The following is a 14,039-nucleotide window of genomic DNA, read 5'->3' as shown; positions in this document are numbered from 1 at the left end:
CTCGGCACCGGCCGTGCGTGTGCATCAGGGCATCACATAGCGCGCCTGGACGGTGTGGCCGTCCGGCATGCGGCCGGTGACCACCACGCGGGCGCCTGGCGTGATCGGCGTCTCCAGCGTGGCGGAGAAGCCGTCGCCGCTGGCCGTGAGCGCCGCCGTGCGGTTCGCCTGGCCTTCCTGGATCACCATCCGCGCCGTCGCCCCGCTGCGCGGCGGCGCCACACGGCCGTGATTCACCAGGTAGACGCGGATCGCCGTGCCATTGGCGACCAGTTCCACCTCATGTCCGTCGCTCCCGGCGAGCAGCCCACCATTCGGGCCGCGTCGCTCGCGCTGCTGGGCGAGCGCCGGGGTAGCAAGGGTAACGGCGAAGCCGGCCAGGATCATGCGTCGGTTCATCGGGGTCTCTCCTTTCGGGTTCAGAAGGTGGTGGCCGGGCGCAGCGCCGGCCTCAGCCGCCGCATCGCGCGCGGCGATCAGGCGTTCGAGCGGACGCCGCCCGAACAGCAGGAACAGCACCGGCGTCAGCACCGCGTCGAATAGGGTCGCGGTGACCAGCCCACCGAAGATCGTCACCGCCACGGGGTGCAGGATCTCGCGCCCCGCTTCGCCGGCGCCGATCATCAGCGGCACCAGCGCAAGCCCGGCCGACAGCGCGGTCATCAGTACCGGCCCTAGCCGTTCCAGCGTCCCGCGGAGGACGAGGCCGGGCCCGAAGGTCTCGCCCTCATGCAACGCCAGGTTGATCCAGTGCGAGACCTTCAGGATGCCGTTGCGCGCCGCGATGCCGACGAGCGTCACGAAGCCGATCATCGAAGCGACCGAGAGCGGCTGCCCCGCGATCCACAACGCCGCGACGGCGCCGACAAGGCCCATCGGGACCACCGCCAGCACGATCAGCGCAAGCACGACGGAGCGGTAGCGCTGCCACAGCACCAGCAGGACCAGCAGCGCCGAGACCGCGCCGAGGATGGCGATGGCCCGGCTTGCCGCCTCCTGCGCGCGGAAGGTGCCGTCCAGCACGATGCGGATGCCGGGTGGTGGCGCGGGCTCGGCCACCAGCCGCGCTAGATCGGCGGCGAGCGCCGCCATGTCGCGCGAGCCGTCGCTGTTCGCATAGACGACGATGCGCCGCGCGCCGTCCTCGCGCAGGATCTGGTTCGTCACCGTGGTCTCGACCACCTCGGCGAGGCGCTCCAGCGGCACCGCGCCATGCGGCGTCGGCACGAGCAGGTCGCGCAGCGCGTCGGCATTGCGCCCCGCCTCAGGCAGGCGGAGGACGATCTCGGTCCGCCGCGTACCCTCCCCGAGCGCGCCGAGCACGCGGCCGCCGGCCAGCGCCTCGACCGCCGCGGTGACGGCCTGCGGCGTCAGCCCGTGCAGCGCGGCGGCGGCCGGGTCAACGCGGATCTCGACCTGCGGCACCAGCGTCTGCGCCTCGACATTGATGTCCACCAGGCCTGGGATGGCCTGCATGCGCGCGCGCAGCCCTTGGGCCACGATGCGTGCCGCCTCCTGATCCTCGCCGAACACCTTGAACGACAGCGCCGCCCGCACGCCGGAGAGCATGTGGTCGATGCGGTGGCTGATCGGTTGGCCCATCACCACCGAGGCTGGCAGCACCGCGAGCCGTTCTCGGATCTCGGCGAACACAGTCTCGCGCGGGCGGTCGGAGCGGCGGAGCGTCACGTCGATCTCGGCCGCGTGCACGCCCTCGGCATGCGGGTCGAGCTCAGCGCGGCCGGTGCGACGGCCCACGCTCACCACCTCCGGCACCTGCATCACCAGGCGCTCGGCGATCAGGCCGAGACGCTGGCTCTGCTCGAGGCCGATGCCCGACTCAAAACGCATGCCGACCAGGGCCGTGCCCTCGTTGAAGGGCGGCAGGAAGGCGCGCGGCAGCAGCACGGCACCGACTGCCGCCAGCGCCACCGCCCCCGCCACGCCGCAGATCACCAGGCGCGGCCGGCGGAAGGCGCCCTGAAGCACGCGCGCCTGCGCACGCTTCAGCGCACGCAGCACAGGCGTGTCGCCATGCGCGCGCTTGGGCACCTTTACCAACAGGAAGCTCGCCAGCGCCGGCGTGACTGTGATGGAGACCAGCAGCGAGGCCAGGATGGAGACGATGTAGGCGACCCCGAGCGGGACAAACAGCCGCCCCTCCAGGCCGGCGAGCGCAAAGAGCGGCAGCAGTACCAGTACGATGATGAAGGTCGCATAGAGGATGCCCGAGCGCACCTCCTGGCTTGCCTGCGCGATCACCACCATCGATGGCAGCGGGTTGGGTCGCTCGGCATTCTGGCGCAGGCGGCGCAGGATGTTCTCCACATCCACCACCGCGTCGTCCACCAGCTCGCCGATGGCGATCGCCAGCCCGCCCAGCGTCATGGTGTTCAACGTCAGCCCAAAGGCGTCGAAGACCAGTACCGTGACGAGGATCGAGATCGGGATCGCCGTCAGCGAGATCGCCGTCGCCCGCCCGTTCAGCAGGAACAGGGCGAGCACCAGCGTCACCGCGATCGCCGCTTCGATCAGCACGATGCGCAGGTTGCGGATCGAGGTCTCGATGAAATCGGCCTGGCGGAACTGGATCTGGTTCGCGGTGACGCCGGCGGGGAGCGACGCCTGCACCTCCGCCAGCCGCGCCTCGACCGCACGTGTGGTCGGCAGCGTGTCGGCGGTCGGCGCCTTCTGGACGCTGAGGATGACGGCGGGCTGGCCGTTGAAGCCGGCATCGCCGCGACGGGTGCGGGTGGCGAAGTCCACCTCGGCGACCGTCCCGAGCGGTACCGCGCCGCGCGGGGTTGCCACCGGCAGGGCGCGCAGCGCGTCGAGGTCCGGCGTCGGTGTGCTGGCGCGCAGCACGAACTCGACGCCACGGCTCTCGATGAAACCGCCACCGGCCGAGGCACCAACGCGGGCCATCGCCTGCGCGATGGCGTCGATGCCGATACCGGCCTCGGCCAGCGCGGCCATGTCGGGGCTGACGCGGATCTGCCGCACGGCACCGCCGATCGGGTTCACCTGCACCACGCCGGGAACTTCGAGCAGGCGCGGGCGCACCTGAGCCTCCACCACGTCGCGCAGCCCGGCCGGATCGAGCCCGGACGCGGTCACGGCGATGAGCAGGATCTCGCCCATCACCGTGCCGATGCCGCCCATCTGCGGAGCGAGGCCTGGCGGGAGTCGTCCCTGCAGGCGCGTCAGGCGTTCTGCCGCATCGGCACGCGCTGCGGTCAGGTCGGCGGCCCACTCGAATTCGGCGAGCACGATGGACAGGCCGGGCGCGGAGGTGGAGCGGATGCGCGCCAGCCCCGGCGCGCCGCGCAGCGCTGCCTCGACGGGCGCGGTGACCAGCCGCTCGACCTCGGGCGGCGCGAGGCCCTCGGCCTCGGTCATGATGGTGACGGAGGGCCGCGTCAGGTCGGGGAAGACATCCACCGGCACGCGCGGCAGGACATAGAGGCCATAGGCGACGAGCAGCGCCGCCGCCGCCAGCACCGCGACGCGGTGCCGAAGGCTGGCCGAGACCAGGAAGTTGAACATGCGCGCCCCCTCAGCGGATCTGGTTCACGAGGAGGGCGCCCTGGACGAGGATCTGCTCGCCCGGCTCGATGCCGGCCAGGATCGCGACGCGGGTCGCGTCCAGCGGCTCGAAGCGCACGATGCGTGGCTCGAACAGCTCCGGCTCGGCGTGGCGGAACACCACGGGCAGGCCGTTCGGCGCCTGCACCACCGCGTCGCGCGGCAGGATGATGGCGGTGCGGCGCTCCGGCAGTTCCACCACGACCTGCACGCGGCGGCCGATCTCGAGGCCATGGTCCGCGGCGCGGGGCGCGAAGTCGAGCAGCGCGGTCTGGCCGCGGAGCGCGGGCGCGCGGCCGAGCAGGGCGGCCGGCACCGGCGCCATGCCGCGCGCCTCGATGCTGGCGGCGGCAGTGGGCGCGAGCGCCAGCGGCGCGAAGGCCTCGGCCTCGATCCGCACGCGAGCGGGGTCGAGGATCTCCACCAGGGTCTGGCCGGGCGAAACCGTCTGGCCCTGGGCCAACGCAACGGTCGCGATCACGCCATCGGCCGGCGCGCGCAGCGTTTCCGCACCGGCGATCTCGCCGGTAGCGGCGGCGAACGGCACTACGAGGGCGAGCGCATCGCCCGCGCGCACCGCCTGGCCACGCCGCGGCAGGGCGCCGTCGATGGCGACGATCCGGCCGGCGGTCGCGGGCTGGACGACGGCCTGCGCGTCCGGGCTCGGCAGCACACGGCCGGCAAGGGTGACGCGGCGCGCGGTCTCCTCCGGCACGACGCGGCGCGTGCGGAGTTCGAGCAGGCGCTGCGTCGGCTTTGGCACGAAGACCATGCCATCGGCGCGGCGGCGCGGCGCGTCGCCGTCCTCGGCGGTTGCCGTCTCGGGGCCATGGCTGTGGTCCGGGCCGCCCGGCCCCGCCGTCGAGGGCGAGACAGCCAGCAGCGTCAGCGCCAGCACCGCGATGCCGGCGCGGCGACGGCCGAACAGGAAGCCGATCGCAAGGGCGCCGGCGCCGGTGGCGGCCAGGGCGATGAGCACCGTCTCGACCGAGATGCGGCGGTGCAAGAAATCACTGAGGGCGTGGGAGTGACCGTGCGCCGCGGCGGGTGCGGCCGCAGCGCCAGGGACCCGGATGGTGCCGACCAGCAGGTCGGGCGCCGCGCCGCCGATGGTGGCGAGCACCTCGATCTCCCCGGTGCCGAGCGCCTCGGCCGGGATGCGGAAGCTGCCGTCCGGCTGCGCCTCGGCGCGAACCGTCCGGCCCGCGATGTCGAGGTCGAGCGTCACGCCCGCGGCCGGCGCGTTGTCCTCCTGGCGGTCCAGGTAGAGCGTCAGCGCGCCGCCCTTGAGGATGCCGACGAGCTGCCAGGCCTCGGAGACGGCTACGAGCCTTGGGCTCTGCGGCAGGGCCGTGGCGGTGGGTTCCGGACCATGCTGGTGGTCAGGGCCGCCAGGGCCGGCAAAGGCGGGCGTGGCAAGCAGGAGTGAACACAGGGCAAGGCGGCGCAGCCCGGCACGGGCGCGCGACAGCAGATGAGGCATGGGAACTCCACGAGAAACGACGCGGGCCGGCGCGGTGGCGCCGGTGGCTCAGGCGAGCGCTGCGTCGCCTCGTGGCGGACGGTCGAGATTGCCGGACGGCGCCCCGGACAGTCGGGCGAACAAGGCCCGGGTCATGGATGCGCCGAGGTCACGTTGAGCCAGACCCGATGCGGCGGGCAGCAGGAAGGCGACCCCATGGGCGTGGTCGGCCAGGAGACCGTCCGGCCCGTCATGCTGATGCGCGGGCCCGTCGCCATGGCTGTGGCGGCCCTCGGTACCGAAGACCTGCACCGACGCATCGTTGCTATCCGCGGCGCCACCGGCGAGCCAGTCGCGTTCGGCCTGAAGGGCTGCGAGCCAAGCCGCCGCAGGGTCGGGACCACCGTGATGCGCCCAGGCATGTCCCACTTGGCCCAGCACTCCGGTCAGGAGCATGAGCGCAGCGAGCAGCATCCGGACGCGGCGGACAACGGATTTCGGCACGCGACGGCGGGTAGCATTCGCGCGCCGCGTCTGTCCAGTACGCAGCGTTCTAGGCTTGGCGTTCCTCCGGCGGGCGGATTTGACGGAACGCCCACAGCAAGGCGAAGTCCTAGGCGATCTTGAGGACACCGCAGAGGATGAAGGGCGTCGCCTGCCACCCTGCCGCAAAGATCGCCCCGGCAATCGCCGGTCCTGCCGCCGCCGCCAGGCTGCGCGGCACAGCCGTGAAGCTGGCCGCGGCGGTGCGCTCGGGGGGCGTCACCACGGCCATGACGTAGGAGGAGCGCGTCGGCACATCCATCTGCGACAGCGCCGCGCGCAGCAGCAGCAGTCCGAGCGCGACCTCCACCTGCGGCGCGAAGGCGGCCCCGATCAGGCAGAGGCTGGACGGGATGTGGGTGAACACCATGGTGTTCACGAGGCCGATGCGGGTGGCGAGCCAGGCCGCCACTGGGAAGGAGAAGGCCGAGAGCACGCCGGACCAGAAAAAGAACAGCCCGGCCTCGGCGAGCGAGAGGTCGAAGCGCTCGAATAGCCACAGCGCGAGCAGCGACTGTACCGCGAAGCCGCCCGCGAAGGAATCGACGCAGAACAGAGCCGCGAGCCGCACCACAATGCCGCGCGACGGGCCGAGAACGCTGTGGCCTGAGCCCACCTCAGCCGGCGCCTCCCGCGGCAGGCTGCGATAGACGAGCCCGCCGGCGATGCCGAGCGCGGCGTAGAGTACGAACATTGCGCGCAACGCGACGATCTCCGACAGCCCGGTCCGCGCCAGCAGATCCGGCGAGGCCGCGGCGAGCGCGCCCAACGCCGCCGCCATGGCGCCGACCAGGCTGTAGCGAGCGAAGCTGCGCGTGCGCTCCGCGTCCGGCACGGCGCGGGTCAGCACGGCATGCTCCAGCGGCACGAAGATGCTGACGCTGCCGGCCGAGGGATTGATCGTGCCCACCAGGGCGACGAGGAGGATGATGGCGAGTGCATCCGTCGCCGCGAAGACAAATCCGCTCGCCGCCATCACGACCGAGGCTGCCATCAGCAGGCGTCTTTGCCCGAACCGGCCACTGACCACACCGATGCCGAGCGTCGTCAGCGCCGACCCCAGCAGCGCGAGCGTCGCGACCAGGCCGATGGCGGCCGGGCCGAGGCCGAGCGCGGTCAGATAGACCGGCAGGAGCACCGCTACGAAACCGTCACCGAAGTCGCGCAGTGCGCGCGCCCAGAGCAGGCGCGTCGTCACCACAGTCACGTCAGGATCTCCCGCAGCCGGCGCGTGTCCTCCGCCGCTTCGCGCAGCAGCCAGTCGCGGAAGGCGATCACTTTCGGCAGGCCGGATGTCGCCCTGGGTCCAACGATCCAGTAGCCATAAGGCACCGCGAGGCGCGGGCCGAAGGGCTGCACCAGCCGGCCCGAAAGCAAATCCCAGGCGGCAAGCGCTGTGCGCGCCAGCGCCACGCCCTGGCCGTCCACCGCCGCGTCGATCGTCATGCTCGCCTGGTTGAAGACCGGGCCGCGCCCGGCATCCACGCCCTTGGCGCTGGCCTCCTCCACCCAGCGCGACCAGTCGCGGCGGTCGTTGGTGTGCAGCAGCGTGTGGTGATGCAGTCCCGCTGGCGCGCGCAGCGGACGGCGCCCACGAAGCAAGGCCGGGCTGCAGACGGGGAACAGCGCTTCCTCGCACAGCCGGGTCGCGTGTAGCGTCGGCCAGGATCCGTCGCCGTGGCGGATGGCGAGGTCCACATCCTCCCGCGCGAAGTCGATGTGCTGGAGCGAGGCGCTGACGCGCAATTCGATTTCGGGATGCGCTTCCGCGAAACGGCCGAGGCGATGGACCAGCCACTTCGACGCGAAATTCGGGGAGGTGCTGACGGTAAGCGTGCCCGCCCCCTGGCGTTCCAGCAGGCGCTCGGTGCCGGAGGCGATGCGGTCGAAGGCGTCGCGCACGACTTCGAGATAGGCGCGCCCGGCCTCGGTGATGACCAGGCCCTGCGTGCCGCGGTCGAACAGGCGCAGGCCGAGGCCCGCCTCCAGTGCCTTGACCTGGTGGCTGACGGCGCCCTGGGTGACGCAGAGCTCCTCGGCGGCGCGCGTGAAGCTCTCGTGCCGCGCGGCGGCCTCGAAGGCCTTCAGCGCATTCAGCGGCGGCAGGCGACGCGGCATGGCACCCGGGAGGGCATGAGGAAAACTAGGGCAGGCTAGAGAAACGATGCTTCGACGTCCATCGCACCGTGCCCTTATTCATCCGGCTCCTCAACAGCGAGCGGCCGCAGGTCGCCAGGACAGGAGCAACGGAAATGCGTTCAAGCATGCGCCTCGCCATCGAACCCGCCGGGCCGACCATCGGCATGAGCGGAACGATGGTCGATCACGACCGGGCGGAGAACCGGATCGCCCACCTCGTCGCGCTCGTGAGACTGTGGATGCAGCGGTATCGCGAGCGGCGCGCGCTGGTCGGCTACACCGACCTCGATGTGGTCAGTGACCATATTCTGCGAGACCTCGGGCTGACACGCGCCGAGGCGCGAGCCGAATGCCGCAAGCCCTTCTGGCGGCAGTGATCGGCCCGGTTGCCGGATGGGCGGGGATACTTCTCCCGCCGTCCGGTGGCAGCCGCGGAGACCCTGACTTGCCGACTGGTGCGGATCGTCGGGCCTCTACGGCATCAGACGACCGTGAATTCAGGCCAGAGAAGGTTAGATTCGGGTTCCCACCGCTGCTCCATTCTTCTCTCTCACAACCTGTCTCTCCTGCACGGTGACCCGCGCTGTCGCGCAGGTTTGGCCGCGGTTTGCGGGCGAACCTTGATGGTTCGAGGGCGCAACCACCGCCGAATTTCGGCCGGAGAGAGCGGAGAGTCTCCGAACCTTGAGGGTAGGCCGATTTTACCCTCAAGCTTAAGCCGTTGAATTACGGTCTTATTTTTTCGCCCCCGGCGCCGAAAGTCGGTAAATCGACCGCTCCTCCAATCGCGCTGTTCTGCGAAATGTCGATCGACCACCAAGCTTCTCTGCGGCGTCGAAATGCCGCCTCACCTCGCCATACTGGACGTCCATGGACGACATCGACCGCGTCTTCGCCCGCTTCAATGACGACAAGCCGGAGCCGACGAACCGGCGCGAAACGCTGAGAATCCCGCGTCGCAACGGCGCCGGCAGCGGCAGGACCGTGGAAGTCGTGCACCTGCGATCCGGCACGGGGAGCAAGGATCGCCCACAGCGATTGGACCCACGCGTACGCGCTGCATCCTGGGACGGGGGCTTTCGAGCACAGCGACCGGTCGCGACGCCCGCGCCCCCTGCGCCTGCCGCCGACGCTGCGACAGCACCCACGACGCATGTAATGCCGGCTTGGGAACCTGCGGCGACCAAGGAGGCATCCTCGGCACCTGGATCGATGCACGTGGCTGAAGCGCCTGATGCCGCCGCACGCCGCGGCCGAGGGCGGCCTCGCAAGGAGGTTAATCCGACGCCGCCCGCGAGGCACGTAGCGGACCCGTTCGACGTCGATGACGACGGCGCGAATTGCATGCGCTGCGGCTATGCAATTGAGCCGGCGCAGGAGAGGCACGGGCTGATGACCTGCTCGGAGTGCGGCTAGGTCCGTCGGTCCACGCCCGAACCGTCTAAAGTTGGGCGATTCCGGGCCGGCAAAACTTCCGGAGCAAAACTTTCGAGGTCATCGAGAAGCCCGCTGAATGCCCTTTGCTGAAGATGGCCCCGCGGCTGCCCGAACTCAGGCGGTGGCTGTCGCGCATCCAACCTCTGACAACCGACACTCGACATCTTGCTGTGGTTCCGGCATCGAATAGTCTCGAAGCAGATGTCGAACGGCGCGATTCTATGGATGATAGCGGCGATTCAGCTGGAACAATCGATCTTGATAATTTCGTCTCCTCTCTGGCCACTGGGCATGACGACCTGGGTCCGAGGCTCAGGACGATTGTCAATCGCTCCTCGAGCGGCCGCTCGGACGTCTCGGTGCACGCCCATTACGTTGCCTTTCGTGGCGGCAGGCCCACCGTGGAGGACTTCGTAGACATCTTGGTCACGAAGCTGGTCGGCTTCTGTCTTCCCCGCCGCGAACTGCGCAAAGCCCAGGAGCGCTGGGTCGGCATGCCGGCGGCGAAGGTTATGGAGGACGCCGTACGCCTCCACCGTCGCGCGGTGGACCTGTTCAAGAAGGCGAACCGGGAAACCAATCGCAATGGCGAGTTCGGCGAGGTGATCACATATCTGCTGATCGAGTCCGTTCTTCGCGCACCCCAGCTGGTCGCCAAGATGAGCCTCAAAACTAACTCTCAGATGCCCGTCCATGGGTCCGACGGAATCCACTTCAGGCTGGAGGATAGTGCCGGCGCGCTGCGGCTCCTCTGGGGAGAGTCGAAATGCTACCAGTCAGTAGGCGACGCCATCATGAAGGCGGCGGAATCGGTTGCTGAGAATGTCGAGAACGACAAGATGGCGCACGAGCTGTTCCTTATCGAACAGCATGCGGATCTGGACGGCTTTCCCGAGGAGCTGAGCGCCGCCATCCTAGACTTCCTTGATCCGTACAACGAAAAGTCTAATCAGCGGCTCGACACGTCGGTCATGCTGATTGCCTTTGACTTCGACGCGTTCGCGAAGCTGGAGGGCGTCGCCCCAGACAAGATGGAGGCAGTCTTTGCCGAGCATCTCGAAAACGCGCTTCCGGATCTTAAGGCTCGGATCGATGCTGCCCTAGAGAAGCACGCGGTGCCCGTCCACGACTTGCATGTCTTCTTCCTACCGGTGCCCTCGGTCGCGGCGATGCGCGAGCGCTTCCAGACGCAGATCGGATGGACGGCATGATGCAGCAGCTGATCACCCGCGTCTGGGAAAATCAGACGTTCCATGATCAGCTCGCCATTCTGCGAGCGGCGTGGCTTCGCCGAGAACTGAAGGTCGAGGAGCATCCCGACATTGCGGAGGGCCTTCTCGCCCAGAGCGCGCAGGCGGCAGCCATCCTGTCGACCAGCGACAAGCCCGAACATCTTAAGGCAGCCTTCTCGGCCGTCGCATGCGCGGCGGACCTGGGGCGGGAACGTCTTCCCGGTCTTGATGGCGTGCTCCGCATCGTGCTCACCCAGATGGGCAACTTCCCGGCTCTCAAGACCGCACCGGCCGTAGGACAGTTCGCTCGCCTTCCGACGCGCCTCGCCATTGCCGAAGAGATTCGGCGGGAGCTGAACCGGGTGGCCGTCGGAACTGGTGCGCTTGAGCTGACGGATTTCCAGCGTTCGCTCTGGAACGTGCTGGAAAGCGGTGACAACGTGGCGATCTCCGCCCCGACATCGGCGGGCAAATCGTTCGTCCTGCAGGCTCATCTTCGGTCCAGGGCGCGAGCCGGGAAGCTCACATCAGCGGTCTATCTCGTGCCGAGCCGCGCACTGATCGCGCAGGTCGGCGACGCCGTTGCGACTTGGATGCGGGAAGAGGGCCTCGAACAGCTGTCGCTGGTGACCATCCCGCTCTCCGCCGATGTGCAGCTTAGGGAGCCGGCCATCTATGTGCTGACACAGGAGCGTCTGCAGGCAATCCTAACATCGCATCCCAACTTTCGCGCGAGTCTGATCATCTGCGACGAGGCGCAGGGAATTGAGGATGGCGCGCGTGGCGTTCTACTCCACAACGTCGTTGACCAGCTACTGGAGCGAAACCCGTCAGCTCAGGTCGTATTCGCGGGACCGAACATCTGCAACGCCCAGGCGTTCGGGGCGATGTTCAATCTCAAACTGCTACGCGAGGTCGAGAGCCGATCGCCGAGCGTTGTACAGAATCTGATCCTGGTGAACACGCGCTCGCTCGAAGTCGGAAGGGTCAACATCGAGCGCCTCTCCGACGGCACTCAGTCCCTGATTGGCGATGCAGATCTTCAGCGTCCGTTGCCTACGATCAAGGAGCGGCTTGTCAGGGTCGCTGAGCGCTTCGGACGCGACAAGCCATCGATCCTGTATGCCAATGGCCCCAAGGATGCGGAGGACATCGCGAAGGGCCTGAAGGATGTGTTCAAAGACGTCGAGCCGGTCGAAGCCATCACCGACCTGATCGCGCTCGTGAAAAACGCGGTTCACAGCAAGTACGATCTCGTTCCATGTCTGCGGCGCGGAGTGGGCTTCCATTACGGAAGGATTCCCGCGCTCGTGCGCCGTGGCATCGAAACCGCCTTCGCGGAAGGGCATATCCGGTATCTGGTGACGACCAGCACGCTGATCCAGGGCGTCAACTTCCCAGCGGCCAACCTCTTCGTCTGCAAGCCGAAGAAGGGCGCGAAGAAGGAGAATCTCGACCCCGCAGAATTCTGGAATCTCGCTGGTCGGGCGGGTCGTCTCGGGAAGGAGCTTCAAGGAAACATCTTCCTAATCGACTACCAGGACTGGGACATCAAGTATGTCGACGCGCCCCACGAGATAGAGATCGCGAGCTCGATCGGGCGCACGCTCAAAAAGGACGTCGTGCGCCTGATAGAATGCGCCGAGAACGCGAACCCACCTCTGGAGACCGAAGAGCGGCTTTCGCTGGAGGCCACGTTCGCCAGGCTGCTTTCCGACCATATGTCCGGGAGGCTTGCGGACACGTTCAATCGCTACGGGGTTCCAGCGGCCGACCGCGCCAGCCTCTCCGCTGCGCTCGAAGTCGCGCGCGACCGCGTACGGCTTCCGCTGGCCGTGCTTGCAGAATCGCCAACCGTCTCGGCGATCCGGCAGCAGCGTCTTGCAGACTATCTCGCATCGGAGATCAAGGGCGGCGGATCGAAGCGGATCGAGGAGCTGATGCCGAGGCACCCGCGGGACGACGACGCCTATGTCCGCCTATCGGAGGTGTTCAAGATCTGTCACCGACAGTTACTGTCGCTCGACGTGAAGAAGCTGCATAGCCGGATGGCGGCGATCGCCGTCCGGTGGATGCGTGGCGATCCGGTGCCCGAGATCGTCAACGAAAATCACCGGCGGACCGGCGGCACCGATATCGCGAAGAGCATCCGCGAGACACTGAAGGACATCGAGCAGGATATCCGTTTCAAGTACCTGCGGCTGACCTCCTGCTATTTGTCGGTACTCGCCTACGTCCTCAGGACGACTGGGCACGAAGCGATCGCGGCGCGGCTGCCCAACCTGCCGAGCTTTCTGGAGGTGGGCGCGGCTGACCAGACGATGATCAGCTTCCTGGGCATCGGCATCACGCGCGTGACTGCACGCGCGCTCACTCACGAGGCGATGGACAAGAACATGGACATGGCGGCCGCGCTCAAATGGCTGCGAGACCAAGCCATGGACACACTCCTGTCGTCACGCCTCATGCGTGAGGAGGTCGAACGCGCACTTCGTAGCCACGCCTAGCCCCATTTGCGGTCTGGCGCGACACAAACGTGGAAGGAAAACCGCTCCCACGTCCCGTCGGTCCGGACGACGCGGAAGCACTGTGTATCGTAGTCGGCTTCCTGCACTTCGAAATGGTCGATGCCGCAACCGATCTTCTCATCAGCCTGAGGATGCCGCTTAAGCAACTCCGCAAGATCTGCTTCATCGTCCGCGGAGACGCGATCGCCTGGGACGTAGCGTTTCAGCATATCGGCGAAGTACGTCCAAGCATCACCCTGCTTGGAAAATGTCCTGCCCGCCAGAACAACCGGCTTAGCACGCCCCATGGTTCAAGCTCCTCCAAATCTTTGGTAGGAAACATAGCCATGGTGACACATCCTGCCAAACGCGGATCATGGGTGTGGTTTATGATCGACTACCGCAGTTTAGTCGCACAGGCTCTGCTGCGAGCATTGCAAGCTCGTCTTTACCCAATCAATTTGATCAGCCGGCTGCTTTGGAGCGAGGTCAAAACCCATCCGGACGCCGTTACTAGGCGTCGAGCCGCCCGTAGCCTCGAAGCTGGGCAGAAGGCCGGTTTCAGGTATCGCGAATCCTCGTTCGAATGGTGCACTCGGGCGCAGAGCTGATGTATTGGCGAGGAGCCGCTACCGGCGAATGAGGTATTGCTGCTGGTGTTGCCAGACCTGAGGCAATGGCTCGAGAACGGATGGTAGTGCAATGCCTTTGGGAACTCGTCCATCGAGAATCGATTCCACAATACCCGGCGCAAGCAGCGTCAGCCGTAGCAGGCTGCCGAGATACCCTCGCTCGATTCGCTCCGCCGCCGCCATCTCGCTGATCGTGGCATATCGCCCCTCATCCAGCAGCCGCTGGTACCGAAACGCCCGCGCCAGCGCCTTCACCAGCGCAGGGTCCGCGCGCGTCAGGATGGCAGCATCGCCACCCTCCCGCACCACCGGTGTCACCACCGTCTTCCGCCCTGGCCGCCGGCGGATCTTCAGCGGAACTCGCACAGTGATGTTGGTCGCTCCCTTCATGCCGCGGTCCTCAGCGCCTCGGGAGACCTCTGCGAAACGCCTTGGTGAGTGGATGATGGGGTGATTCGCTGAGCCTCGTGAAGGCTGAGGCGAGGCATCGATGGGTCAGCGA

The 14,039-nt window shown here is 67.7% G+C and carries 10 protein-coding genes; 3 read left to right on the top strand and 7 right to left on the bottom strand.

What is annotated here, in order from left to right:
• Positions 1 to 24: 24 nt before the first annotated feature.
• From GXW74_RS22980 to GXW74_RS22960, 5 genes are all read right to left on the bottom strand, one after another.
• Entirely contained in the window at positions 25 to 3,546 is a 3,522-nt protein-coding gene (locus tag GXW74_RS22980) for an efflux RND transporter permease subunit (protein WP_211848934.1), read from the bottom strand.
• A 10-nt stretch (positions 3,547 to 3,556) separates the two neighbouring features.
• A complete protein-coding gene (locus GXW74_RS22975) occupies positions 3,557 to 5,068 on the bottom strand; it encodes an efflux RND transporter periplasmic adaptor subunit (RefSeq protein WP_211848933.1) in 1,512 nt (503 codons plus the stop codon).
• A 48-nt stretch (positions 5,069 to 5,116) separates the two neighbouring features.
• Positions 5,117 to 5,521: a hypothetical protein gene (locus GXW74_RS22970; protein ID WP_211848932.1), complete on the bottom strand. Its 405-nt coding sequence runs from the start codon at positions 5,519 to 5,521 to the stop codon at positions 5,117 to 5,119.
• A 139-nt stretch (positions 5,522 to 5,660) separates the two neighbouring features.
• Complete coding sequence (locus GXW74_RS22965; RefSeq protein ID WP_211848931.1) at positions 5,661 to 6,797, bottom strand: MFS transporter; 1,137 nt, start codon at positions 6,795 to 6,797, stop codon at positions 5,661 to 5,663.
• Positions 6,794 to 7,708: a transcriptional regulator GcvA gene (locus tag GXW74_RS22960; RefSeq protein ID WP_211848930.1), complete on the bottom strand. Its 915-nt coding sequence runs from the start codon at positions 7,706 to 7,708 to the stop codon at positions 6,794 to 6,796. The genes GXW74_RS22965 and GXW74_RS22960 overlap by 4 nt, the downstream gene beginning before the upstream one ends.
• 146 nt (positions 7,709 to 7,854) lie before the next feature.
• On the opposite strand from GXW74_RS22960, the gene GXW74_RS22955 reads away from it, so the two are divergent.
• The 3 genes from GXW74_RS22955 to GXW74_RS22945 all read left to right on the top strand — a co-directional run bounded on the left by GXW74_RS22955 (position 7,855) and on the right by GXW74_RS22945 (position 12,905).
• A complete protein-coding gene (locus GXW74_RS22955) occupies positions 7,855 to 8,106 on the top strand; it encodes a DUF1127 domain-containing protein (protein ID WP_211848929.1) in 252 nt (83 codons plus the stop codon).
• A 1,152-nt stretch (positions 8,107 to 9,258) separates the two neighbouring features.
• Entirely contained in the window at positions 9,259 to 10,377 is a 1,119-nt protein-coding gene (locus GXW74_RS22950; protein ID WP_246523940.1) for a HamA C-terminal domain-containing protein, read from the top strand.
• On the top strand, positions 10,374 to 12,905 hold the full coding sequence (locus tag GXW74_RS22945) for a DEAD/DEAH box helicase (protein WP_211848927.1): 2,532 nt from the start codon (positions 10,374 to 10,376) through the stop codon (positions 12,903 to 12,905). The genes GXW74_RS22950 and GXW74_RS22945 overlap by 4 nt, the downstream gene beginning before the upstream one ends.
• On the opposite strand, the gene GXW74_RS22940 is transcribed toward GXW74_RS22945, so the two are convergent.
• Together GXW74_RS22940 and GXW74_RS22935 are read right to left on the bottom strand one after the other, a co-directional pair.
• Positions 12,902 to 13,213 (bottom strand): DCL family protein, encoded by a 312-nt coding sequence (locus GXW74_RS22940; protein ID WP_211848926.1) that lies wholly within the window; start codon positions 13,211 to 13,213, stop codon positions 12,902 to 12,904. The genes GXW74_RS22945 and GXW74_RS22940 overlap by 4 nt on opposite strands.
• 321 nt (positions 13,214 to 13,534) lie before the next feature.
• A complete protein-coding gene (locus tag GXW74_RS22935; protein WP_211848925.1) occupies positions 13,535 to 13,927 on the bottom strand; it encodes a hypothetical protein in 393 nt (130 codons plus the stop codon).
• Between the last annotated feature and the right edge of the window lie 112 nt (positions 13,928 to 14,039).

It is taken from the genome of Neoroseomonas eburnea, assembly GCF_018129005.1.
GTDB lineage: Bacteria > Pseudomonadota > Alphaproteobacteria > Acetobacterales > Acetobacteraceae > Neoroseomonas > Neoroseomonas eburnea.
Note: the sequence above shows the minus strand (reverse complement) of the source record. Positions and strands in the feature narration are given on the sequence as shown.